22 protein-coding genes are annotated in these 25,113 nt (G+C 59.2%); 20 read left to right on the top strand and 2 right to left on the bottom strand.

The features are described 5' to 3' along the window. Positions 1-61: 61 nt before the first annotated feature. Together ftsH and DW870_RS05775 are read left to right on the top strand one after the other, a co-directional pair. Positions 62-1,954 (top strand): ATP-dependent zinc metalloprotease FtsH, encoded by a 1,893-nt coding sequence (ftsH, locus tag DW870_RS05780; protein ID WP_171021520.1) that lies wholly within the window; start codon positions 62-64, stop codon positions 1,952-1,954. An 81-nt stretch (positions 1,955-2,035) separates the two neighbouring features. Beyond that, the gene (locus DW870_RS05775) at positions 2,036-2,491 is read left to right on the top strand and encodes a DUF523 domain-containing protein (RefSeq protein WP_117769604.1); all 456 of its coding nucleotides are present in this window, start codon (positions 2,036-2,038) and stop codon (positions 2,489-2,491) included. Between the two features lie 48 nt (positions 2,492-2,539). On the opposite strand, the gene DW870_RS05770 is transcribed toward DW870_RS05775, so the two are convergent. Further along, positions 2,540-3,622, bottom strand: a complete 1,083-nt coding sequence (locus DW870_RS05770) for an iron-containing alcohol dehydrogenase family protein (protein ID WP_117769605.1) — start codon at positions 3,620-3,622, stop codon at positions 2,540-2,542. A 510-nt stretch (positions 3,623-4,132) separates the two neighbouring features. On the opposite strand from DW870_RS05770, the gene ileS reads away from it, so the two are divergent. The 11 genes from ileS to DW870_RS05715 all read left to right on the top strand — a co-directional run bounded on the left by ileS (position 4,133) and on the right by DW870_RS05715 (position 16,706). Then, entirely contained in the window at positions 4,133-6,910 is a 2,778-nt protein-coding gene (gene ileS, locus DW870_RS05765; protein WP_369831643.1) for an isoleucine--tRNA ligase, read from the top strand. A gap of 433 nt (positions 6,911-7,343) precedes the next feature. After that, positions 7,344-7,883, top strand: coding sequence for a signal peptidase II (lspA, locus tag DW870_RS05760; protein WP_233504582.1), 540 nt, complete (start codon positions 7,344-7,346; stop codon positions 7,881-7,883). Next, positions 7,883-8,896 (top strand): RluA family pseudouridine synthase, encoded by a 1,014-nt coding sequence (locus DW870_RS05755; RefSeq protein WP_117769608.1) that lies wholly within the window; start codon positions 7,883-7,885, stop codon positions 8,894-8,896. The genes lspA and DW870_RS05755 overlap by 1 nt, the downstream gene beginning before the upstream one ends. Before the next feature lie 82 nt (positions 8,897-8,978). After that, positions 8,979-10,274: a glycosyltransferase family 2 protein gene (locus DW870_RS05750; protein ID WP_022094595.1), complete on the top strand. Its 1,296-nt coding sequence runs from the start codon at positions 8,979-8,981 to the stop codon at positions 10,272-10,274. Between the two features lie 68 nt (positions 10,275-10,342). Next, positions 10,343-10,765: a prepilin peptidase gene (locus DW870_RS05745; protein ID WP_117877153.1), complete on the top strand. Its 423-nt coding sequence runs from the start codon at positions 10,343-10,345 to the stop codon at positions 10,763-10,765. Between the two features lie 31 nt (positions 10,766-10,796). Next, complete coding sequence (locus tag DW870_RS05740) at positions 10,797-12,044, top strand: deoxyguanosinetriphosphate triphosphohydrolase family protein (RefSeq protein WP_117742834.1); 1,248 nt, start codon at positions 10,797-10,799, stop codon at positions 12,042-12,044. Positions 12,045-12,104: 60 nt separating this feature from the next. Next, positions 12,105-13,454 (top strand): replication-associated recombination protein A, encoded by a 1,350-nt coding sequence (locus DW870_RS05735; protein WP_199573613.1) that lies wholly within the window; start codon positions 12,105-12,107, stop codon positions 13,452-13,454. A 95-nt stretch (positions 13,455-13,549) separates the two neighbouring features. Further along, complete coding sequence (locus DW870_RS05730; RefSeq protein ID WP_117735058.1) at positions 13,550-14,128, top strand: hypothetical protein; 579 nt, start codon at positions 13,550-13,552, stop codon at positions 14,126-14,128. A gap of 1 nt (position 14,129) precedes the next feature. Next, on the top strand, positions 14,130-14,507 hold the full coding sequence (locus tag DW870_RS05725; RefSeq protein ID WP_022094590.1) for a hypothetical protein: 378 nt from the start codon (positions 14,130-14,132) through the stop codon (positions 14,505-14,507). 1 nt (position 14,508) lies between these two features. Further along, positions 14,509-15,300, top strand: coding sequence for an RNA polymerase sigma factor SigF (locus tag DW870_RS05720; protein ID WP_117735059.1), 792 nt, complete (start codon positions 14,509-14,511; stop codon positions 15,298-15,300). Further along, a complete protein-coding gene (locus tag DW870_RS05715; RefSeq protein ID WP_117877149.1) occupies positions 15,297-16,706 on the top strand; it encodes an AI-2E family transporter in 1,410 nt (469 codons plus the stop codon). Before DW870_RS05720 ends, DW870_RS05715 begins: the two co-directional genes overlap by 4 nt. A 6-nt stretch (positions 16,707-16,712) precedes the next feature. Here DW870_RS05715 and DW870_RS05710 read toward each other — a convergent pair whose 3' ends face one another. Further along, on the bottom strand, positions 16,713-16,952 hold the full coding sequence (locus DW870_RS05710) for a hypothetical protein (protein WP_117877147.1): 240 nt from the start codon (positions 16,950-16,952) through the stop codon (positions 16,713-16,715). A gap of 197 nt (positions 16,953-17,149) precedes the next feature. Between DW870_RS05710 and alaS the strand changes: the two genes are divergently transcribed. From alaS to DW870_RS05675, 7 genes are all read left to right on the top strand, one after another. After that, a complete protein-coding gene (gene alaS, locus DW870_RS05705) occupies positions 17,150-19,807 on the top strand; it encodes an alanine--tRNA ligase (RefSeq protein WP_117877145.1) in 2,658 nt (885 codons plus the stop codon). A 17-nt stretch (positions 19,808-19,824) separates the two neighbouring features. Then, entirely contained in the window at positions 19,825-20,253 is a 429-nt protein-coding gene (ruvX, locus tag DW870_RS05700; RefSeq protein WP_117742838.1) for a Holliday junction resolvase RuvX, read from the top strand. After that, positions 20,246-21,631 carry an endolytic transglycosylase MltG gene (gene mltG / locus DW870_RS05695; RefSeq protein ID WP_233540131.1) on the top strand — a complete coding sequence of 462 codons (1,386 nt, stop codon included), beginning with the start codon at positions 20,246-20,248 and terminating at the stop codon, positions 21,629-21,631. The genes ruvX and mltG overlap by 8 nt, the downstream gene beginning before the upstream one ends. Position 21,632: 1 nt before the next feature. After that, the gene (locus DW870_RS05690; RefSeq protein WP_117646451.1) at positions 21,633-22,130 is read left to right on the top strand and encodes a YqeG family HAD IIIA-type phosphatase; all 498 of its coding nucleotides are present in this window, start codon (positions 21,633-21,635) and stop codon (positions 22,128-22,130) included. 8 nt (positions 22,131-22,138) lie between these two features. Next, positions 22,139-22,672, top strand: coding sequence for a shikimate kinase (locus DW870_RS05685; RefSeq protein WP_117735064.1), 534 nt, complete (start codon positions 22,139-22,141; stop codon positions 22,670-22,672). Then, complete coding sequence (locus tag DW870_RS05680) at positions 22,669-23,778, top strand: hypothetical protein (protein ID WP_117877141.1); 1,110 nt, start codon at positions 22,669-22,671, stop codon at positions 23,776-23,778. Before DW870_RS05685 ends, DW870_RS05680 begins: the two co-directional genes overlap by 4 nt. 133 nt (positions 23,779-23,911) lie before the next feature. Then, positions 23,912-25,042: a Xaa-Pro peptidase family protein gene (locus DW870_RS05675; RefSeq protein ID WP_117742841.1), complete on the top strand. Its 1,131-nt coding sequence runs from the start codon at positions 23,912-23,914 to the stop codon at positions 25,040-25,042. Positions 25,043-25,113: the final 71 nt, after the last annotated feature.

The following is a 25,113-nucleotide window of genomic DNA, read 5'->3' as shown; positions in this document are numbered from 1 at the left end:
CGCCGGCCGGGTTGGGTATTCTAGTTAGCATTATCAACCCCAGTAGATGGAGTTCAAGCAGATGGAGATGGATGACAACAAGCGTAGACGGAATATGATCCTCTACGTGCTCATCGCCTTCGTCGTCTACCTCGTGCTCTCGACCGTTCTGTTCCCTAACATCGGTCACACGCAGCAGATTACGAAGACCGATTACTCGACGTTTGTCAAAGCGCTCGATAAGAAGAGTGTCGACAAGGTCGAGTACAACACGGACGATTACTCGATTTATTACACCAAGAAGGGCGAGGACGAGAACATCGCCTATAAGACGACCGGTGTGCCGAACGATGCGGGCTTTACCGATCGCGTGCTTGAGTCTGGCGCTTCGCTGGAGTCGGTCGTTCCCGATAAAAACTCGGGTTTGATGACCTACTACCTGCTCACGCTCATTCTTCCCATGGCGATTTTCTTCCTCATCGGTTGGTGGCTCAACCGCCGCATGAAGAAGGCTATGGGCGATGACGGCCCGTCGATGAACTTTGGCGGCGGCGGTTTTGGCGGCGGCGGACTGGGTAAGTCCGGCGCGCGCGTGATCGCCTCCAAGGACGTGGGCGTGACCTTTAAGGACGTCGCCGGCCAGGAAGAGGCCAAGGAGTCCCTCAAGGAGGTCGTCGACTTTCTGGAGAAGCCGCAGCGCTACGAGGAGATTGGCGCCAAGCTGCCGCGCGGTGCTCTCCTTGTTGGCCCTCCGGGTACCGGTAAGACCCTGCTAGCCAAGGCTGTTGCCGGCGAGGCTGGTGTTCCGTTCTTTAGCATTTCGGGTTCTGAGTTCGTCGAGATGTTCGTCGGCCGTGGCGCCGCCAAGGTGCGTGACCTTTTTAAGCAGGCCAAGGAAAAGGCCCCGTGCATCGTGTTTATCGACGAGATCGATACCATCGGTAAGAAGCGCGATGGCGGCGGTTTTAGCGGCAACGACGAGCGTGAGCAGACGCTCAATCAGTTGCTGACCGAGATGGATGGCTTCGATAACCACAAGGGTATCGTTGTCCTTGCCGCAACCAATCGCCCCGACAGTCTCGATCCGGCGCTGCTGCGCCCCGGTCGTTTTGACCGCCGCATCCCCGTCGAGTTGCCCGATCTGACCGGCCGTAAGAACATCCTTGAGCTTCACGCCAAGAGTGTGAAGACCGAGCCGCCGATTGACCTGACCGCGATTGCCCGCGCCACGCCCGGTGCCTCGGGCGCCGACCTGGCCAATATCATCAACGAGGGCGCCCTGCGCGCCGTTCGCGAGGGTCGCAAGCGTGCAACCCAGGACGACTTCGAGGAGTCGGTGGAGGTCGTCATTGCCGGCCAACAGCGTAAGTCCACGGTGCTTTCCGACCACGAGAAGCAGGTCGTTTCCTACCACGAGATCGGCCATGCTATCGTCGCTGCCCGCCAAAAGGGTTCCGCGCCGGTTACCAAGATCACCATCGTGCCGCGCACGAGCGGTGCTCTTGGCTATACCATGCAGGTCGAGGAGGACGAGCGCTTCCTGACGACACGCCAGGAGGTCTTGGACAAGCTCGCCGTCTACTGCGGCGGCCGTGCGGCCGAGGAACTCATCTTTGGCGAGATGACGACCGGTGCCGCCAACGATATCGAACAGGCCACCAAGCTTGCCCGTAATATGGTGACGCGCTTTGGTATGTCCGACGAGTTTGGCATGATGGCGCTCGGTACCGTGCAGAACGCGTATCTCAATCAGGACACGTCGCTCACCTGCGCCCCTGGTACGGCCGAGCGTGTGGACGCGATTGTCGCTAAGCTGATCGAGGACGCGCACGATCGCGCCCTGCAGATCCTCAAGGAAAACAAGTTCAAGCTCCATGAGCTGGCTCGTTATCTGTACAAGAAGGAGACCATCACGGGTGAGGAGTTCATGAACCTCCTCACGCGCGAGAATCCGCTGATGCCCAAGCAACAGTAAAGCCGCGGTCGAGCCAGTAAACGTCGACGCCCCATTTGAGCAGCTTTCTCAAATGGGGCGTTTTGCTTGAGAGGGATGGAAATGAAGATCGTGGTGAGTGCCTGTTTGATGGGCGAGAGCTGCAAGTATAATGGGCTCGACAACTATCATCGCGAGTTGGTCGAGGCCTGCGAGCGTACAGGGACCGAGGTCCTCTTGGTGTGCCCTGAGGTCTTTGGGGGCCTGCCCACGCCGCGCAAGCCGTCCGAGATTGTGAACGGCGAGGTCTGTACCTGCGAGGGCGTGTCCGTTGACCTGGAATTTCGCCTAGGCGCCCAACGTGCGCTCGACATGTGCGAGCAGGCGGGTGGGCCGGAAGAGATCGTCGCGTGCATCCTGCAGGACCGTAGTCCCTCGTGCGGCGCGAGCCTCATCTACGACGGAACATTCAGTGGCACCCTCACGGCGGGCAACGGCGTCTTCGTTGATTTACTGCTCCGCCACGGTTATCGCGTGATCCCGGTTAGCGAGTTCGACCCCAGCATGCTGGAGCAATAAAAAACCACCACAAGGGCACTGCTCCCTTGTGGTGGTTTTGGGCTAGACCTAGAGCGTGTGGCCGTAGGCGTTGGCGGCCTTGATGGCAGCGGCGAACTTCTTGTCGGTGAAGGGCTCCGGGTTGCCCTGCTTCCACTCGTTGGTGGCGTGTGCGTACTTGCACAGAGCAGGGATATCGGCCTCGGAAAGCCCGACCTGCTCAAGCGTCACGGGCAGGCCCATCTGCTTGTTAAAGGCGGCGTAGCGCTCAAGGTTCTCGGTGTCGCCCGTGTAGGCGAACAACACCAGCACGCCCAGGCTTACGACTTCGCCGTGCAGGTAGGTGCCCTCACGCGGAATGCTGCAGGTGGCGTTGTAGAACGCGTGCGCCACGCTCGAGTTGTAGTAGTAATCGTTCTGGTTGGTCAGGTTCGAGACATAGCCCGTGTTGACCACGATGTCGAGCGCGATCTGCTTGACGGCCTCGCTCGACAGATTCTGACGAACGTCCTCAAGACCCTGAACACCGTAGGTAAACAGCGGCTCGGAACAGGTGTGGGCAAGAGCCAGGCCAAGGCCGGCGGTGTGCTCCAGGTCGCCGGCGCTCGTGGCGTACTCGACTTCGGGCTGCTTGGACAGGGCGTCGCCCACGCCGGCCCAGAAGTACTCCGCCGGAGCCTCGGCGATGATCTTGGGATTGATGAAGATGTGCGCCGGTCGGTTGGGGTACGAATAGCCCTCGAGCGATCCATCGTCGTTGTAGACGACGGCAATGGCGGTCGCGGCGGAACAGTTAGAGCAAATCGTCGGCACCGTAAAGACAATCTTCTTGAGCTCGATTGCCGCTGTCTTGACGGTGTCGAGTGCCTTGCCGCCGCCACAGGCGATAAGCACGTCTGCCTGCTGGCAAGCGGGGGAGTTCACGACCTTGGCGATATTGGCGCGCGTACTGTTGGTGCCGTAGACGCGCGTCTCCAGAATCTCGACGTCGGTACCTTCAAGCGCCGCCTCGATGCCCGGCAGCGCCGCAGCTAGGGCTCGCTTGCCGCCAATGATGGCGACCTTGGTCGCTCCGTACTCTGCCAGTGCGGCGGGCAGCTCGGTAAAGCAATCCTCGCCGACGGTATAATCACTCATTCCAATCGTGCGCATGGCAACCTTCTTTCTTTCGATAAAGTGCTTTCAGGTATTTTGCTCCTAGAGAAGGTCCACAGCCGCGAGAAATTTCGAACGTATAAAACCAGTGTTGAGGGTTTTTCGCCGGCGCGGAACGTGCTAGCATACTCCGCATAAGCGTTGATGGGGACGAGTAGTCGGCCGTCCGCATGTTACAGAGAGCGGGGAGCGCTGAGAACCCGTGCATGCGACCGATGAAAATCACCCCGGAGCTGCGGTCCCAACGGACGCGTCGCACAGGCTCGTCTTAGTAGATATCGCCGAGATGGTCGTCGATACAGGCCAGCCGAGTAACGGATGCGAGCGCGCGAATACGCGGGCGAGGGCATCTAAGCTGGGTGGTTAAACGAAGAGCTTTTGCGGGCGTACAGTCCGTTTTGTGGCGCTTCGTCCCAGCTTGTAGGGACGGGCGCTTTTTTGGTGCCCAACGGGCGTGCGCGCCCACGACATGAAAGGGGTACCGTGGCAAACGAGTACAAGCAGACGATGAATCTGCCCAAGACCGGTTTTCCCATGCGTGCCGGTCTTTCCAAGTCCGAGCCCAAGCGACTCAAGGACTGGCAGGACAACAAGGTCTACGAGCAGGTTCTGAAGAAGAACGAGGGTCACAAGAAGTTCGTGCTGCACGACGGCCCTCCGTACGCCAACGGCCCGATCCACATCGGCCACGCCATGAACAAGATCTCCAAGGACATGATCAACCGTTACTGGATGATGCAGGGCTATGAGGTTCCCTATGTCCCCGGTTGGGACTGCCATGGCCAGCCGATCGAGCATAAGGTCGAGGAGAAGCTCGGCACCGAGAAGTTCAACCAGACCTCCACGGCTAAGATCCGCGAGCTTTGCAACAAGTTCGCTGTCGAGAACATCGAGCTGCAGAAGGCCGGCTTCCGTCGCCTGGGCGTGCTCGGCGATTGGGACAACCCCTATCTGACGCTCTATCACCAGCATGACGCCGCCGACATCGAGGTTTTCAAGGCCATGTTCGACAAGGGCATGATCTATCGCGGTCACAAGCCCGTCCACTGGTGCAAGCACTGCCATACCGCACTTGCTGAGGCCGAGATTGAGTACTCCGACGAGACGAGCCCGTCCATCTTCGTGCGCTTTGAGATGACCTCCAAGCCCGCCGGCCTCGAGAACTTCGACGGCCCGGTTGACTTTATCATCTGGACGACCACGCCGTGGACCATCCCCTCCGACCAGGCAGTTTCTCTCAAGCCCGGTGCCGCCTACGTCGCCGTTGAGCACGACGGCCGCGCCGAGGTCATGCTCGAGGACCTGGCTCCCAAGTGCTGCGAGGAGTTTGGCTGGGAGTACACCCCGGTTGTGGTCGACGGCAAGCCCTATGTGGTTCCCGCCGAGACCTTCCATCACATTCACTATAAGCAGCCGATCTTTGACGGTGTTGAGGGCGTGGCACTGTTGGCCGATTACGTCGGTGTCGATGACGGTACCGGTATCGTCCACAACTCGCCCGGTCACGGCGTCGACGACTACTTCGCCTGCCTCAAGGAGGGCATCACCGACATTTGCATGCCGGTCGATGACGACGGCAAGTTCTACACCGGCGAGGAGTTTGGCACCGGCGGCCCCTTCAGCGGCATGGATACCGACGAGGCCAACCCGCACATCATCGAGTTCCTGCGCGAGCGCGGCACCCTGGTCCTCGAGAAGAAGATCACGCACAGCTATCCGCACTGCTGGCGCTGCAAGCACCCGGTGCTCTTCCGTGCTACCGACCAGTGGTTCGTCTCGATGGACAAGACCGGTCTGCGCGAGCAGGCTGGCAAAGAGGTCCGCGAGAACGTCAAGTGGTATCCGGCTCACGCCGCCAACCGCATCGGCGCCATGGTCGAGCAGCGTCCCGACTGGTGCATCAGCCGTCAGCGCAACTGGGGCGTGCCTATCCCCAGCTACACTTGCGCCGACTGCGGCGAGAAGGTCATGAACGACGCCACGCTCGACGCCGTCATCAAGCTCTTCCACGAGAAGGGCTCCGACGCCTGGTTCACCGACGCTCCCGAGAGTTACCTGGGCGAGGCTTGCGTTTGCCCCAAGTGTGGCGGCCATCACCTCAAGGCTGATAAGGACATTCTCGACGTGTGGTGGGACTCCGGCGTGTCCTGGAAGGCCGTCTGCGAGTATCGACCCGAGCTTGAGTACCCGGCTGACGTGTATCTCGAGGGCTCCGACCAGCATCGCGGTTGGTTCCAGAGCTCGCTGCTCACCTCGGTGGGTGCCAACGGCCATGCTCCGTACAAGGCGGTCGTCTCGCAGGGCTTCACGCTCGATGGCCAGGGCCGCAAGATGTCCAAGTCGCTCGGCAACGTCATCGACCCCAACAAGGTCTGCGACGAGATGGGCGCTGACATCATCCGTCTGTGGGTTGCCTCCGTCGACACCAGCTCCGACGTCTCCATCGACCATGAGATTCTCGCTCGTACGTCCGATGCCTACCGTCGTTTCCGCAACACGCTGCGCTTCCTGCTCTCTGAGCTCGAGGGTCAGTTTGAGCCCGAGACCGACGGCGTCGCCTTTGCCGACTTGCTGCCGCTCGACAAGCTCATGGTTGCCCGCCTGACTCAGGTCCAGGCCGAGGTCGACGATGCTTACGCCAGCTACGAGTTCCCGCGCGCCTACCGTGCGCTCTACGACTTCGTGGTTACTGAGCTCTCCAACGTGTACCTCGACGCCCTGAAGGACCGTCTGTACTGCGACAAGCCCGGCTCGCTCGAGCGCCGCAGCGCCCAGACCGTGCTGGCCGAGCTCTTCTCGATGCTCATGCGCGACCTGCAGCCGATCCTGTCCTACACGGTCGACGAGGCCATGGCCTATGCGCCCGCCGGCTGCGTCGATCACCAGAAGTACGCCGCGCTACTCGATTGGTACAAGTCGCCCATCACGGTCGACGAGGCCAATGAGTTCGAGGGCGTGCTCGAGGCTTCGCTCGAGCTCCGTAGCGCCGTGACCAAGGCCCTTGAGGATGCCCGTTCTGCCGGCACCTTCACTAAGAGCCAGCAGGTCCGCGTCAAGGCGGTCGTTCCTGCCGAGATGTACGCGCTGCTGACCGGCGACAAGGCCGTCGACCTGGCTGAGTTCTACATCGTTTCCGATGTTGAGCTGACCCCGGGCGAGGAACTCTCCGTTGCCATCGAGGCAGCCGAGGGCGAGTGCTGCGACCGTTGCTGGAACTACCGCACCACCGTCGGCGAGTACAACGGCCACGCACATATTTGCAAGCGCTGCGCCGATGTTTTGTAGGTTACGGCGTTCGTAGAACGCCGTAACCTACCGACGCTGCAAACGCCCCTAAGCGGCAATCTGACGTTCAATCGTCGGTCGCGTACCAAAGTACGCTTCCCTCCTCTTTCACGTCACCTTGCTCGCTTAGGGACGTTTTCGCTGTTGGTGACGATAACGCGGCGTTTCCATTGCTGGAGCTAGAGGCTTTCTTTCGACTTGCGTTTTTAGTCGAAAGCTATTAAGCGACATTCCGTTATTCGGAATGTCGCTTTCGTTTTTAGCTGGTTATTTCGCTTGCGTTGGTGGATATGTCGTGCGTTCTGCGTATGGCAATATAAGATAGTTCTTTGTATTAAACGTAATTCGATGTTCTTGAGGGTAGGGGATTGATTTGGGTCGTGCTGGGGGTATGACGCCGCCTTTGCGTTGGCGGTTGGGTGTTGCTGGTGGTGTGGCACTGGTTGTGCTGCTCGTTGACCAGCTGACCAAGCTTGCGGTTCGTGCCGTGGGCGACGCTTTACATGTGACCGTCATCCCCGGTGTCATCGACTTTATTTTTGTCCGCAATATCGGTGCTGCCTTTAGCATGGGCGAGGGGCATGGCATCGCGTTTGCCGTGCTGGCGTTGGCGGTTATTATCGCTATCGCCGTGTACCTCGTTCGTGCATCCCAGCTCGCCCATCTTGAGGTTGTGGGCATGGCTATGGTCGCGGGCGGCGCTATCGGCAACGCGATCGATCGCCTTGTCTTTGGCTTCGTGACCGATTTTATTGCCACCACCTTCATCGACTTCCCCGTCTTTAACGTGGCCGATATCGGCATCACCTTAGGTGTCGTGCTTGCCCTCATCGGCTACATGTTCTTGAGCCCTGCGGCCCGCGAAGTCGATGCGACTGCCGAGCTCAATGCTCGTGATGAGGCCCGCGCCAAGCGCAAAGCCAAGCAGCGTGGGGAGCGTGCCCGCAAGATTCGTGAAAGGAATGAGCGTTAATGGCCGACATCCATATTCTTGTTGCCAACGATTGCTCTGGCCAGCGTCTTGACGCCTTTCTGGGTGCCAACGACGGCTGCCCCACGCGCTCTGCCTGCGCGCATCTGATCGAGGGCGGCGCCGTAATCGTGAACGGCGAGACCTGCCTATCAAAAAAATATGCTGTGCGCTCCGGTGACCGCATCTCGGTCGACCTGCCCGAGCCGCATGATCCCACTGATGTGATTCCCGAGGCCATCCCCCTCGATATCCGTTACGAGGACGACTACCTCATCGTGCTCTCCAAGCAGCGCGGCCTGGTGTGCCATCCCGCCCATGGCCACGAGAGCGGCACGCTTGCGAACGCTCTGGTCTACCACTGCGGCATTGACCATCTGGGTACCGTGCAGGGTGAGGACCGCCCCGGCATCGTGCATCGTTTAGATCGCGATACCTCGGGCCTCATGCTTGCGGCAAAAGACGACGACACGCAGCGCGCACTCCAAAATCTCATTCGCACGCGCACGCTCGATCGTCGCTATATCACGCTCGTTCACGGACATATCGCTATGGATGAGGGCACCATTAACACCGGCATTGCCCGTTCTACGCGTGACCGTGTCAAGATGGCGGTTTCGGACGATCCTTTCGCGCGCCAGGCCATTACGACCTTTAAGGTCCTCGAGCGCTTCGATTCCACGCGTTTTGACGACGGCTATACGCTCGTCGAGTGCCACCTGTTTACGGGCCGCACACATCAGATTCGCGTGCATATGCGCCATATCAACCACGCCTGCGTGGGCGATCCGCTCTACGGCAAGTGCGATGCACGCGCCGATCAGGGTCTGACCAGGCAATTCCTTCATTCCTGGCGTGTTGCATTCGACCATCCCGTGACGGGGGAGCGCATTGAGTGCCGCGACGAGCTGCCGTGGGATCTCGCCGCGGTTCTTGACGACCTGGCCCCGCGCTCGCTTGGCCGCACCGCTGCCGGCGACGAAATCGTTCCGCAGCTCGGTCTGCTCGAAGCCTAGCCAGTATTAGGTGGTTTCTTGAACTCGGTAAGCCTGCGGTAAGATATACGGTTGTTTACGTAACGCGTTCTCGGGAGCCTGCATGCTCGCCTTTTTACAAACCAACACACCCATCGTGATCTTCAACCAGATTGTTGTCACGCTGCTCACGGTCTGCTTTCTGTACCAGGTGGTCTTCTTTGTCATTGGCGCTCTTCGTGGCGAGGTCGCGCCTCCCAAGGCCAAAAAACTTCACCGCTATGCCTTCTTCATTGCTGCGCATAACGAGGAAGCCGTAATTGCCAATCTCGTACGCTCCATCAAGGACCAGGACTATCCGTCCGAGCTTATCGAGGTCTTTGTCGTTGCCGACGCCTGCACCGACAACACCGCGCAGCTCGCACGCGAGGCCGGTGCCATTGTTTACGAGCGCAATGACCTGGCCCGAAAGGGCAAGAGCTGGGTCATGGACTTTGGTTTCGATCGCATTCTCAACGAGTATCCCGACACGTTTGAGGGCTACTTTATCTTCGATGCCGATAACGTCATCTCCCGCGATTATGTCTCCAAGATGAACGATGCCTTTGACCAGGGCTTCCATGTGGTCACGAGCTATCGTAACTCCAAGAATTTTGGCAGCTCGTGGATCTCGGCAGCTAATGCTACTTGGTACCTGCGCGAGGCGCGCTTTCTCAATAACGCGCGCAACATCTGCAAGACTTCTTGCGCTGTCTCTGGTTCGGGCTACCTCATCTCCGCCAGCGTTATCGAGGGCATGCACGGTTGGCAGTTCCATACGCTGACCGAGGATATTCAGTTCACCACGTTCTGCGCCATTCACGGCATTCGCATCGGTTATGCGCCTGCGGAGTTCTTTGACGAGCAACCCGTGACGTTCAAGGCATCCTGGAAGCAGCGTATGCGCTGGACCAAGGGCTTTTACCAGGTGTTCTTTACCTACGGCAAACATCTGGTCAAGTCGACGTTCCGCTATCATCGATTTGCCGCCTACGACATGTTCATGACGATCGCCCCGGGTATGCTGCTATCGCTGATCTCGATGCTCGCTAATGCGACGTTCTTGATTGTGGGTGGCCTTTCGCATGGTTTCTTGGCTACCGAAGTCGAGATGCAGGCGTGCGCCGCTTCGCTCATTATGACCTTCGCCATGATGTATCAGACCTTCTTTATCCTGGCGCTGCTCACGACTATCTTTGAGTACAAGCACATTCACTGCGCGCAAAAGTGGCGTCTGGTGACTAACCTGTTTACCTTCCCGATCTTTATGTTCAGCTATATCCCCATCACGGTGGCCGCGTTGTTCCTGAAGGTCGACTGGGTGCCGACGCAGCACGCCGTCAACGTTACCCTTGACGAGGTCATGCAAGGCGCCAAATAACCACCACCAAAACCACCGCAAAGGTGTGGTGGTTTTTGCTTTTGCGATGCAGCTCGAGGAGGCGTCCGATGGTCTATATCCCGTTTTGGATTTGCATCTTTGCCGGCATGGCAATTGATGCCCGAGAGCGACGGTTTCCCAATGGGCTTGCCGGCGCATGTGCCGTGGCGGCGTTGGCGGGTGTTTTGCTCGACCTCGGTTTGAACACAGCGCTTGACCACGCGGGTCTTGCCGTCATTGTGTATCTTGCTCTCGTGCTGACTGAGTCCCTCTGGCGTCGTCTTCGCCAAACCCCGGGCATCGGCATGGGAGATGCCAAGGCGCTCTTCGCGCTTTGCACGCTCGACCCTATGGGTGGCATCGTGGCATTTGCCGCCGCGCTCCTGGCCCTTGCCCTCTCCTGCCTCATCACAAAATCGCGCTCCCTGCCATTGCTCCCGTTTTTGGTGCCGATTTTTGCCATAATCGAGGTCGTGGGCTGCACATTGTAACCGATTGCGCATCCTTCTTAAGGAGCATGCCATGGCAACTAATCAAGAAACGGCCGTCATAAAGGCGCGCATGGACCGTATTCCCTCGGCGTTGTCGTCCGAACTTGTCGAGCGCATTGCCGCCGATCGTGCTTCGGGCTATGTCAACCCGTGTCGTTGCAACGACGACCAGGTCATTCGTCGTGTTGATCGTGTCGCCGACAAAGGTACGCTTATGCGTCCAGCGTTTATGCGCGATACCGAAAAGATACTTCATCTTCCGGCGTACACCCGTTATGCAGGCAAAACGCAGGTCTTTAGTTTCCGTAGCAATGACGATCTGTCACGTCGCGGTTTGCACGTGCAGCTTGTTTCGCGCATCGCACGCGATATCGGCCGCGCCTTGGGGCTCAACTGTGATCTGATTGAGGCGATTGGCCTGGGCCACGACTTGGGGCACACGCCCTTTGGCCATGCCGGTGAGCGATTCCTCAACGATATTTACCACGAGCGCACCGGCCGCTTCTTTTTCCATAACGTGCAGTCGGTGCGCGTGCTCGATGCCCTGTATGGCCGCAACGTATCGCTCCAGACGCTCGACGGCGTGCTATGCCATAACGGCGAGTACGAGCAGCGCGTGTTTGAATTGTCGGATATGGGCTCCTTTGACCAGTTCGATCGGACAGTTGAGGACTGTATCGCCACGGGCTATGGCGCTATTGAGCACCTGCGTCCCATGACGCTCGAGGGCTGCGTCGTTCGCATTTCGGACATCCTCGCCTACGTCGGTCGTGACCGTCAGGATGCGATCGCGGCGGGCCTGCTTTCGCCAGACGCTTTTGATGATGGCCGGGGCGGTGCCTACAACAGTTGGATCCTCACGCACGCTTCCATCGATATCGTCGAGCACAGCTATGGCAAGCCGCGCATCGAGATGAGCGAGGACCTGTTTGAGGAAATACGCCGAGCCAAGCGCGAGAACTACGAGAAAATCTATAGCAAGGGCGGTATCGAAGGCGACTCCGAAGCGGAGCTGCGAGAGGCCTTCGAAAAGCTCTACGGCCGTTGCCTGCGGGACATAAACGAAGGCGACGAGTCTTCGTACATCTTTAAGCATCACATTTCTCGCATTGAGCAGCAGCTTTCTTACTACGATCGCGTGTATGCCTGGCAGGACGACAAGGATCAAGCCGTGGTGGATTACATCGCGAGCATGACGGACGGTTATTTCTGCGAGCTCACGAGCAAGCTGTTCCCGGGTTTAAAGTTTCCGCACCGCACCTATATTAACGAACGGTAGTTCGTATCCTTTCGGTATACTGTTGGTCAACAACGATTTTGATTGATGCACGGGATGGCTATGGACGACCTTTTTTCTGCCTCGACGCGCGAGCGTTCCTTTAGAAATGCGCCGCTCGCGGTGCGCATGCGCCCCAATTCGCTCGATGATTACGTGGGCCAGCAAAAGGCCGTCGGTAAGGGCTCATGGCTGCGTGCCGCGATTGAGCACGACGTGCTGTCGAGTGTGATTCTGTACGGGCCGGCCGGTACGGGCAAGACGACGCTGGCCCACATTATCGCCAACCATACCAAGAGCGAGTTTGTCGAAGTCAGCGCCGTGACGGGCACCGTAAAGGATCTTCGCCGCGTGATTGACGAGGCCAAGACGCGTCTGAATACGTACGACCGTCGCACCATCCTGTTTATCGACGAGATTCATCGCTTTTCGAAGTCACAACAGGATGCATTGCTGCATGCGGTTGAGAACCGTACCGTTATTATGATTGGCGCCACGACGGAGAATCCGTACTTCGAGGTCAACTCGGCATTGCTCTCGCGCGGTCGCGTGGTGGAGCTTGAGCATCTTAAAGACGAGGACATTGCCACGCTGATCGAGCGTGCACTCGAGGCTCCGCAGGGTTTGAACGGCAAGTTCTTGGTCGATGAGGATACGGTTAAGACCATCTGCACGCTGGCAGCGGGTGACGCTCGCTCGGCGCTCACGACGCTCGAACTGGCGAGCGAGATTGCCGTCACGCGTCCCGATACCGAGGGAACGCCGGCGCCGGCGGCGGGGGAGCGCTATCCCATCACCGTGGATGACGTAAAAATTGCCAACCCGCGTCGTGGCTTTTCGTACGACAAAAACGGCGACATGCACTACGACATTATCAGTGCGTTTATTAAGTCTATGCGCGGTAGCGACCCCGATGCCACGATCTATTGGCTCGCGCGCATGATTGATGCGGGTGAAGATCCCAAGTTTATCGCTCGCCGTATTATGATTCAGGCTTCTGAGGACGTTGGTAATGCCGATCCGCAGGCACTTTTGGTGGCGCATGCTGCCTTTAAATCTGCTGAAGTTATTGGCTATCCTGAATGTCGCATTAACCTGGCACAAGCTGCGCTCTATGTGTGCTTGGCGCCTAAGTCCAATGCGTGCGAGGCCTCGATCGATGCGGCGCTAGCCGATATCCACAGCAGTGGTCTTCGCGAGGTGCCCAGTTACCTACGCGATCGCCATCGCCCTGGTAGCGATGAGTACGGCGTTTACAAGTATCCGCACGATTATCCCGAAGGCTGGGTCGATCAGCGCTACTTGCCCGACGGCCTGGAACATGGTGCCTTTTGGCAGCCTGCCGGCCGCGGTTGGGAAGAGTGGCGTGTGGAGCAAAGCGAACGTGACCGTAGCGGTAACGCGCCCAAGTAGGTCATTGGCACCTCGCACATTCCCTTTGGGTATCTTTCCCCTTCTTTGGGGTACCATGAACAGCGTCTGTATTTCGATTTTTCCGGGAGGCTTGTATGAGTCCCATTCAAATTGCCCTGCTGGTGCTTGCCATTGCCGGCGTGTGGGCTATCGCTGAGCTCGCGCTCACGCTGCGCAAGACCCGCACCGTTGTCGACTCGCTCGATAAGACCGTAACCGACCTCAACAACACTATCGCCGAGGCGCAGCCGGTGGTGGCAAAACTCGACGGCGCTGTCGACGAACTTACACCGGCACTTGCCCAGATTGAGCCGCTGCTTAAGTCGAGCAAGACCGCCGTTGACGCCCTGACGTCCAACCTCGTTGAGGTTGAGGCCGTCGTTCGCGACATTTCCGAGGTCACGGGCAGTATGGCCGAGGCCAGCAACGCCGTGTCGAGCGTGACCGATTCTGCCGCCGGTGCCGTGCAGAAGCTGTTCAATAAGGTGAAGGCACCTGCAGCTGACGCCGAGCGCAAGCTCGCCGCTGCCGCTGCGGAGGCCGAGCAGCCCACCGAGCGCGTCCTAATTGGCGAGGACGAGGCCGCCGATGGCGCAGATGTGGCTCACAAGTCTGTAGCCAGGCCGGCTCAGTATTACACCTATACGCCCGCCGAGACCTCTGAGGAGTCCTGAGATGAGTAGCGAAGCAACCTGCCCCATCACGCTTACCGTTGCTGGTGACCCGCGTCTCGCTCGCCTTGTGCGCATGACGGCGGCCAACGTTGGTGCCCTGTGCTCCATGTCTGTCGATCGCATCGAGGACATCCGCATGGCTGCCGAGGAAGCCTTCATCTTTGGCTGCACGGCTGTTGATTCCGACGATATCTCGATCAAATTCGATGTCGACGAATCGCACGTGGGCATGACCTTTACCTTTGGCGATCAGGCGACTGTCGATGAAGACGACCAGGCTGCGGTGTATGCCGAGCTCATCCTTGCAAGCGTGTGCGACTCCTACGAAAAGACCGCGGCGCCCCTGACGCTTTCCCTCGACCTCAAGGCGGATATCTAATATGACCGAACGTTCCCGGAGCGGCAAGACCGCTTGGGATAAGGAGAAAACCCGCGAGCTGTTTCGCCGCTACAAGGAGACCGGTGATCCGGACGCCCGCGAGCAGCTCGTCATGTCCCATATGAACCTGGTAAGGTTTCTTGCCAACAAATTTAAGAATCGCGGCGAGCCACTCGATGACCTTTTGCAGGTCGGCTATCTGGGCTTGCTCAAGGCTATCGACCGCTTTGACCCTGAACGCGGACTTGAGTTCACGACGTTTGCGACACCCACTATCCTGGGTGAGATCAAACGCCATTTCCGCGACAAGGGCTGGAGCGTACGCGTGCCGCGTCGTCTGCAGGAGCTCTCGGCCAAGGTCAACCAGGCTACTGACAAACTTACCAACGAGCTGCAGCGTTCGCCCAAGGTTGAGGAGATCGCTGAGTATCTAGATGTGACTGTCGACGAGGTCCTCGAGGCTATGGAATCGTCTTCGGCCTATACCTCGGTGCCTATCGAGGCTCCCGGTACATCTGATTCCGACGATTCGCCTTCGATTCTCGACCGTTATGCCGACGAGGACAATGAACTCGACTTTACCGATGACCGCTTGGTGATTGAGGAGGCCATTCGCGATTTCTCGCCGCGCGAGCGCGAGGTGATCGAGCTGCGCTTCGTGAAGGGCATGACCCAGATCGAGATCGCCAAGAAGCTGGGTATTTCTCAGGTGCAGGTTTCGCGTCTGCTGCGCCGCACGCTTAAGAAGATTCAGGACAAGATCGACCCCGACGGAGTGATGATTCGTTCATGAGTGAGCGCCCCCAGCAAACCGATCGCGCGCTGCGCGGCACCCGCATTATGACGCTGCGCATTTGGGCTGTTGTCGGCTGCATTGTTATTGCTGCTGTCATCTTTAACCTTATGGGCATCCTGGCACCGGTTATCGAGTTTCTCGCCGTCGGCTCCATTATTGCTTTTGTGATGTCCCCGATCACCAACTGGCTCGAGCATCACGGCGTCGGACGTGGCCTCGGTTCGCTCATCGCGCTCATTGTGGTTGTTGCCGTGCTCGTCGGCGTCGTCTGCATCCTCTCGCCTATTTTGCTCGGTCAAATCATGGAAGTCCTGAGCCGCCTGCCCGAGCAGCTTCGTGTTGCGGGTGGCGATCTCAACGAGATGCTCTCGCACGCCAAGACGCTCAACAACACTCCGCTCAAGGAGTATCTGGACGACAATCTTTCTTCGCTGGTTACCGTAGCGTCCAAGTACGTCTCGCAAATCGCTGCCGAGCTCGGCCGCGGTGTGTTTCCGTTCATTACCAACACGGCCTCGCAGCTGTTCGTCATCTTCCTGGGTCTGGTGCTTGCCTACTGGCTTGCCTGCGATTATCCCCGCATGCACCACGAGGTCTGCACCATCATCGGACAGGAAAAAGAGACCTCGTACCGCTTTATGGTTGCCATCCTTTCACGCTCGGTCGGCGGCTATATGCGCGGCATGGTCGTGACGTCCATCTGCGGTGGCTTCCTTGCCTTTATCGGTTTTATGATCATCGGCCATCCGTATGCGGCGCTCATGGCTATCTTTACCGGCATCATGCATTTGGTTCCGGTCGTCGGTCCCTGGGTGAGCGCAGCAATCGCTACGGTACTCGGCTTTATGTTCAGCCCCATGTTGGCGTTATGGACGCTCATCGTGACGATGGTCGCACAAAACGTCACCGATAACGTGATTTCGCCTAAGGTCATGCAGAGCTCGGTGCAGGTGCATCCCGTCATGAGCCTTACGGCCCTCGTTATCGGTTCGGCACTCATGGGTCCCATCGGCATGGTTATCGCTATTCCGCTGTGCGCGGCCCTCAAGGGTATCTTCGTGTACTACTTCGAGAATGAGACCGGCCGCCAGCTCGTGGCCTATGACGGCGCCGTGTTTAAGGGCACGCCGTACCGCGATGCCGATGGCAACCCGGTCGCCGCCTACGACGCGCTCGGAGATGATACGTTCATTTACGAGTCTGAGCTCATCGGCAACGAGACTGCGCCCGAGGCCAAGGCCATGCCCAAGCCTGAGCTCGATAATCCCTGGATTAAGCTCTCGGGCCTGCAGCCCGATGCGACCGGTTTTTTCAAGAACCCCTTCGCCAGGGATGACGATTCCAATACGGACGACACCAAAACCGGCATCGACGGCTCCATGGACGATTCGGATGCTAAATAGGTCCCATTAACGTTTCTTGAAGTTGTAAATGACAAGAAACGCGATCAAAGCGATTGATAAGGGGCCAGCCACATAGAAAAAGATGGCGTCAATTGCGCTTAGGGTGCAATACGCTTTATCGCCAGATGTTACTGCGTACAATGCGTAGCCAAATCTCGGCTGGTTCACATACCAGCTCGAGTAAGCGAAGATTGCTAAAAGGGCTACTGAGGTTAGTGCATTCACGACAAACCGTTTGCTATTCATCGATCGCTCCTTCCGGACGATTCTTATATGAAATTTTACCGAAATCATTTTTTTTCAAAGTATTTGACAGACCTAAATAACGTGCACTTTCGCTGGAGGGTCGCTGTTTGGCGGCCCTCTTTTTTGCACAGGCGCGGTGGGATGGTAATATCGTTACGTTTGAACTGTTTCGATGTGAAACTGAGGAGATTCCCTCTATGAGTGCTGACTACCCGTCAATGACTACGGCCGAGATTCGCTCCAAGTTCCTCAACTTCTTTGAGGAGCGCGGTCTTAAGCTCTATCCTTCTTCGTCCCTCGTCCCCGACGATCCTTCGCTGCTGCTTGCCAACGCAGGCATGAACCAGTTTAAGGAGTACTACCAGGGCAAGAAGACCATGAAGGAGATCGGCGCGATCTCCTGCCAGAAGTGTGTCCGCACCAACGACATCGACTGCATCGGTGAGGACGGCCGTCACCTGTCCTTCTTTGAGATGCTCGGCGACTTCTCCTTTGGCGGCATCTCCAAGCAGCAGGCCTGCGCTTGGGCTTTTGAGCTCATCACCAAGGAGTTCAACCTGCCGCTCGACCGCCTGTACTTCACCGTCTTTACCGAAGACGACGAGACCCACGATGTGTGGCGCTCTCTGGGCGTTGCCGAGGATCACATCTCCCGCCTGGGCGAGGACGACAACTTCTGGGCCGCTGGCCCCACCGGCCCCTGCGGTCCGTGCTCCGAGATCTACTTTGACATGGGCGAGGAGGTCGGTTGCGGCAGCCCCGACTGCAAGCCTGGCTGCGACTGTGACCGCTTCCTTGAGTTCTGGAACCTCGTGTTTACCCAGTACGACCGCCAGGAGGACGGCTCCATGCCGGAGCTGCCGCACCGCAACCTCGATACGGGCATGGGTCTGGAGCGCATGGCCGCTATCATGCAGCACAAGACCGCTAACTACGACGGCGATCTGATGCAGCACCTCATCAAGCTCGGTGAGAAGATCAGCGGCAAGACCTATGACGCCGACGATTACTCCGGTGCCAGCCGCTCCCTGCGCATCATCGCCGACCACTCCCGTGCCGTTGACTTTATGATCTCCGACGGCGTCCTGCCCGGTAACGAGGGTCGCGAGTACGTCCTGCGCCGCCTGCTCCGTCGTGCCGTGTTCCACGGTCGTCTGCTGGGCATCGAGGGCGCCTTCCTGACCAAGTTTATCGACGAGGTCAACGCTCAGATGGGCGAGGCCTATCCTGAGCTGCTCAAGAACGTCGCGCTCGTCAAGGGTATCGTTGCCTCCGAGGAGGAGCGCTTCTCCACGACGCTCGACAACGGCCGCGTTTATCTTGACGAGGCCCTGGCAGCGCTCGCCGACGGCGCCGTCCTTCCGGGCGACGTTGCCTTTAAGCTGCACGACACCTTTGGTTTCCCCATCGACCTGACCGTCGAGATCGCCGGTGCTGCTGGCCATGACGTCGACATGGACGGTTTCGCCGCCTGCATGGAGGACCAGAAGGCCCGCGCTCGCGCCAATGCCAAGGGCGACGCCTGGGGCAGCTTCAACGACGTGTGGGTCGAGCTTTCCGACAAGGTTGCCGCGACCGAGTTCGACGGTTACGACAACGATGTGATTGAGTGCGCCAAGGTTGTCGCCATCGTGCGCAACGGCGAGTCCGTCGAGTCCGCTGCCGCCGGCGAGGACGTCGAGGTTGTGCTCGACCGTACCCCGTTCTACGCCGAGATGGGCGGCCAGCAGGGCGACGCCGGCGAGCTTTCCGCCGAGGGCGTTGCGCTGACCATTTCCGATACCAAGAACCACAACGGCCTGTATGCCCACGTCGCGCACGTTGCCGAGGGTACGCTGACCGTCGGTGCTACCGTGACCGCCGCGCTCGACGCCGAGCGCCGTGGTTTCCTGCGCCGCAACCACACCGCCACCCACCTGCTCGACGCCGCGCTTAAGCAGGTCCTGGGCGAGCATGTCTCCCAGGCCGGCTCGCTCGTGACGCCCGAGCACCTGCGCTTTGACTTCACGCACTTCGAGGCTCTGTCTTCCGAGCAGCTCAAGGCTGTCGAGGACCTGGTCAACCAGCAGATTTTCGCTTCCAAGCCGGTCGTGACCCGCGTCATGGGCATCGATGAGGCCAAGGCCGCCGGCGCTGTCGCCCTGTTTGGCGAGAAGTACGGAGACGTCGTCCGCGTCGTCTCCGTGGGCGCCGAGGATCAGCCGTTCTCCCGCGAGCTCTGCGGAGGTACGCATGCCGCCAATACCGCCGAGATCGGTCTGTTCAAGATCATTTCCGAGTCCTCCACGGGCTCGAACGTCCGCCGTATCGAGGCCGTGACCTCCAAGGGCGCTCTCGATTACATGGCCGACCGCCTGGCGCTCGTCGACGCTGCCGCCGCTGCGCTCAAGTGCCACGTCGACGAGGTTCCCGCCCGCGTGGAGAACCTGCAGGCCGAGCTGCGCGAGACTTCTAACAAGCTCAAGAAGGCTCTGACCGGTGGCTCCTCCGACGCCATTTCCAGCGCCATCGACGGCGCTGTCGAGCTGAATGGCTACAAGCTCGTCGTCGCTGAGCTCCAGGGTCTCGAGGCCGCAGACCTGCGCAACGTCTGGGATACCGTGCACCAGAAGGTTGCCGGCCCCGTCGCCTGCGTAGTTGCCAGCGTTACCGAGAAGGGCACCCCGGCCCTGCTCGCCGCCGGCTCCGATGACGCTGTGAAGGCCGGTTTCCACGCCGGCAACGTGATCAAGCAGATCGCGGGCCTGGTCGATGGTCGCGGTGGCGGTCGTCCCAACATGGCCCAGGCCGGTGGCAAGAACGCTGCCGGTATCGCCGATGCCATCGCGGCCGCCAAGACCGCGCTCGGCGCCTAAGAACCTAAGTAGTCGCTGTGGTCGCGCTCGCGCTGGACATAGGGGAGACTAGGATCGGTATTGCCGTCTCAAGCCGTGATGGCAAGATGGCAATGCCTGTCAAGGTGCTTCCGGCTGCTGAGGTCACCGGTATGTCCAAGACGTTTCGCTACATGGTCGAGGACTATGAGCCCGATATCCTGGTAAGCGGACGTCCCTTGACCATGGCCGGTGAGCCCGGCCCCCAGGCCGAGCGCGTCGCCGCCGTAGCGCAAAAGATTGCCGACGAGCTCGAACTTCCGCTGGAGTTTGAGGACGAGCGCCTGTCCTCGCAAGAGGCCAAGCGCATCTTGCGCGAGCAGGGACTCAACGAAAAGCAGATGAGGGGCAAGATTGACATGATTGCCGCTAGTCTGTTTTTGCAGACGTGGCTTGATCGTAAAAACGAGGAGGTCTCGCATGCCTAGCGCTTCCGATCCGCGCCAGCCGATTCGCCAGGGACAGCCTGTGCCGCGCCCTACCCAACCTGGCCAGCGTCCGGCACAGCCGACACAGCGCGCAGCTCAGCCTGCCGCGCGCCCGGTGCAGTCCTCCTCTCGTTCGGCCCAACCTGCTCAGCGGACGGGTCAGCAGCCCACTGCTCGTACAGCCCAGCCTACAGGCGGTACCCGCTTTAAGCAGCAGGCACCTATCCAGCGAACGCAGGCCCCCCAATCGCATTCGTATCACGCTCATGGCTCGCACGGCGTTGCTCCGGCCACGCGATCGAGCTATAACACGCACGCCCGCCGTGGTGCCCAAAAGAAAAGCTCCCCGGTGCCTATGATTATCGGTGGCGTCGTCGCCGTGCTTGCGCTTGTCGCGATCGTTTTCTTTGTCGTGCCAGTCGTCAAGGGCTTCTTTGCCGGCGAGGATTCGAAGGTCACGGCTGGTCAGCAGGTTACGGTGACCATTCCCGACGGTGCTTCGGGCGATACGATCGCCTCGATTCTCTCCGAGAACCATATCGTCGAAAATCCCAAGGATTACTATGCGGCGGTAAAAAAGCTCAACGCCGATATGTCGCTTAAGCCCGGTACTTATTCGTTCACCACGCTCATGGATACGACTAAGGTGGTGCAGCAACTCATGGAAGGCCCCAACGCGGGCTCCAATGCGCTGACGATTCCCGAGGGCTTGACGGTCGATCAAGTCGCCGACCGTGTGGCCCAGGCCTACGACAGCATCTCTAAGGAAGACTTCCTCAACCAGGCCAAGGCCTCCAACTACGTGGACGATTATAGCTTCCTTAGGGGTGCTGCAAACGATTCGCTCGAGGGCTTCTTGTTCCCCAAGACCTATTCGCTGGGCGATTCGCCGACGGCCGATGAAGTGATTCGCGCCATGCTCGATCAGTTTAAGACCGAGTACAAGTCGCTTGACTTTGCCAGCTGCGAGGCCAAGATCAAGGAGCGCTACGGTGTGGAGATGTCCGATTACGACATCGTTAACCTTGCCTCTATCGTTGAGCGCGAGGGTCTCAACGCCGATCAACGGTCGCACGTGGCCTCGGTCTTCTACAACCGCCTTGCCGGTAAGCTTGACGGTCTGCGTTATCTCAACAGCGATGCGACCATGATGTATGTTACCGGCGGCGAGGTTACCGCCGACGACCTGCAGAGCGATAGCCCGTATAACACCTATAAGCACGAGGGCCTGCCGCCCACGCCCATCTGTTCTCCGTCGCTCGAGGCGCTCAAGGCCACCCTTGAGCCGACCGACTCCGATGACCTGTATTTCTACATTACACAGGACGAGGAGTATTTCTCGCAAACCTACGAAGAACATCAACAGTCTTGGAATTAGCATGAGGATTTTTAGCCCCAAACGATACGTTGCCTCGGTCGATCGCATCGACCTTGATACCCTGTGGGCCGACGGCAAACGCGCCATTCTGCTCGATCGCGATAACACCCTGGTGCCGCGCGATACCGAGCAGGTTCCCGCCGCGGTTTCCGCTTGGCTCGATGCCGCCCGTGCCAAAGGCTTTAAGCTGTGCATGGTGTCCAACAACTGGCATCGCGACCAGGTCATGAGCTCTGCACGCGAGTTGGGGCTCGAGGCCATCAGCCACGCTATGAAGCCGGCTCCGTTTGCCCTCAAGGCGGGTCTTAAGCGCCTCGGCGCCACGGCCGATGAGGCGGTGCTGATCGGTGATCAGCTCTACACGGACGTGTGGAGCGGCAACTTTGCCGGCGTCGATACCATCCTGGTCAAGCCGCAAGCAACCCAGGACCTGTGGTACACGCAGATCTTCCGTATCTTTGAGCGCCGGGCCCTGCGCGACCTTCCCTGCGAGGAATAGGTCTCGCTATGTCCCAGCACATCAAACACGGCTGCGACCATATCTTCTTTATCGGCTTTTTGGGCGCGGGCAAATCGACGCTCGCGCGCAACGTCGGCACCATGTTCAAGCGGCGTTTTATCGATACCGACCGCCTGGTCGTGCGTCGATGCGGCAAGTCGGTTACCGAGATTTTTGAGACCGAGGGCGAGGATCGTTTTCGCGAGCTCGAGACCTCGGCACTCCGTTCGCTTCAAAGCGAGCGCAGCCTGCTGGTATCGTGCGGGGGTGGCATCGTCGAGACGCCAGTGAACATTAAACTGATGCACGAAATGGGTACGTGCGTGTACCTCGAGGGCGACTTCGAGGACTCGTTGCGCCAGATTCGTCGGTGCGACACGCGCCCCGATTTCCGCTCGCCCGAGCATGCCGCGCGCCTGTTTGAGCATCGCCGTCCGCTGTATCGCCAGGCAGCCGACCTTACCCTTGATATTCGCAACAAGTCCTTCGAGGACGTTTCCTACCTTTGTGCCGAGATGCTTTTGGAGCGTGGACTGCTATGATTCGCCGTCAACTGATCAATTTCCAAAACCGCAGCGTCGATGTCCGTGTCGGATTGGGCGCGTTCGATGAGCTGTCGCGTATGTTTGCCTCGGCCGTGGGCAAGCCTAAGCGTGCGATGGTCGTTTGGAACACCGCCACGTCAGAGCGTTTTGGCGAGGTCGTTGAGCACGCTCTGGTCGATGCTGGCTTTGCCGTGTCGCCGCTCGTCCTCGAGGTTTCGCCTGCCGGTGCCACGCTGGCCGATGCCGATACCGTCTTTGGCGCCCTGTCGGCTAACGGCATTACCTGTGACGATCTCGTTGTCGCCGTCGGCGACACGGCGACCTGCTCGGTTGTTAGCTGGTGCGCCAACCAGTGGTGCGGCCGAACTGAGTGCGCGCTGCTGCCGACGACCTTCGACGCCATGCTCACGGTCGCGACGACCATGAAGCCGCTCGTCGCCTCGTCGGCCAATGCGCTTCCCGCTATCGCGTTCCGTCCCGAACCGGGCTTGGTCGTGTGTGACCTCGACCTTGTTCGCGAAGCGGACCCCGAGGACCTCAAGCTCGGCTATGCGGTACTTGTTGGCACCATGCTTTCGAGCAGCAAGTCGCGCTGGAATCAGTTTATTGAGACTGTCTCCGAGATTCTTGCTGGTGAGGAGGTCGCGCTCGTCAATGCCGTCCAATGGTCTCAGACTGCCCGCAAGGACGTGCTGACGGCCACGAACCCGAGCGCTCGGCATGCGCTCGATTTTGGCAAGATGGGGGAACGCACCCTGCGCGCCTGCTTGGGCGATGCCGCTTCGCAGGTCCCTGCCTACCAGCTGTTGTCCGAGGGCATGCGCTTTGAGGCACGCCTAGCACATGATGCCTGCGACTTCGATATCGACTATGTGTTTGATGTCGATGACTGCCTGGAGGACTTTGACATCGAGGAACTTGCCTTCGACCTGGAGCCTACCGCGTTTGTCGAGGAGTTCCGCAGGCAGCAGTTTGCGCGCTCGAACCGTAGCATGCTGCCGTTGCCCGCGGCGCTTGGCGCTATACGTTTGACCAGCGTGGAGGACGAGGTTCTCGAGCGCCATGCCCAGGCGTATCTGGCTTCTCGTAAGGAACTTCTCTAAGATTTATTGACATCCATCGTCTTTCGTATCATGTTGAGGGACGGGTTTTCAATCGGTTACGAATCGCTTGCGTTTTCGTACGCTGATTGAGCCCGTCCCGTCTGTATGTGACGACAACAAGAAAGGAATCTGCATGTCTGAGTTTGCTGCCGGTCCTGCCGGTCGTATCGAGCGTGTCCGTGCCCTGATGGTCGAGCGTGGCTACGACGCCATCGTGGTACGCGACGAGGCAAATCTTCGTTGGCTTACGGGCGTGAAGGGCGTCTTCGATTACACCTTCGAGTTTCCGCACGCGGCGTTTATTACGGCTGACCAGTGCCTGTTCCATACCGATTCGCGCTATCTCAACAGCTTTGAGGAGAACACGCCCGCCGGCAGTCCCTGGGTCTACGACATGGACGAGGGCACCATCCCCGGTTGGGTCGCCGGCAAGATCGCGGCCAACAAGTGCCGCGTCTGCGCTGTCGAGGACGATATGCAGATTAACTTCTACCAGGGCATTCAGCGCGGCCTGGAGGACCGCTCCGTCGCTTGCATGCTGCCGCTGATGCACGACGATATCCGTAAGATGCGCGCCGTCAAGGATGCCGAGGAGATCGAGCTCATGCGCCACGCACAGTCGATCACCGACGCCGCCTTCCAGCATATGCTCGGCTTTATTAAGCCTGGTATGACCGAGAAGCAGGTTCGCAACGAGCTCGAGAACTTTATGTTCGCCAACGGCGCCGACAGCTTGGCCTTTGGCTCCATCGTCGCGAGCGGTCCCAACACTGCGAACCCGCACGCCGTCCCGAGTGACCGCGTGATCGAGAAGGGCGACTTCGTCCTCATGGATTACGGCGCGGGCTATTGCGACTACCGCTCCGATATGACGCGTACCGTCGTGATGGGCGAGCCTACCCAGGAGCAGCTCGACCTGTACGCGCTCGTGCGCCGTACGCACGAGGAGTGCGTCGCCGCCATCCATCCGGGCGTCGAGGGCAACGACATCTTCAGGCTCTCCAAGAAGATCATCGGCGATGCCGGCTATGGCGATTACTATAACCATGGCCTGGGCCACGGCGTCGGTATCGACATCCACGAGCTGCCCAATTTCAACCGCAGCAAGAATATCATCGAGGTTGGCTCGGTTGTCACCATGGAGCCCGGCGTCTACCTGCCCGGCGTGGGCGGCGTGCGCCTGGAGGACTACGGCGTGGTCACCGAGAACGGCTACGAGCCCTTCACCAAGACCCCGCATGACCTCCGCGTCATCGATTGCTAAAACACCTCGGTAGATTTTTGGGACATGCCTTAAAATCTACTTTTGTGGGGCGGGACGTTCGGATAGATTCG

It is taken from the genome of Collinsella sp. AM38-1BH (assembly GCF_003467545.1).
Taxonomy (GTDB): domain Bacteria; phylum Actinomycetota; class Coriobacteriia; order Coriobacteriales; family Coriobacteriaceae; genus Collinsella.
Note: the sequence above shows the minus strand (reverse complement) of the source record. Positions and strands in the feature narration are given on the sequence as shown.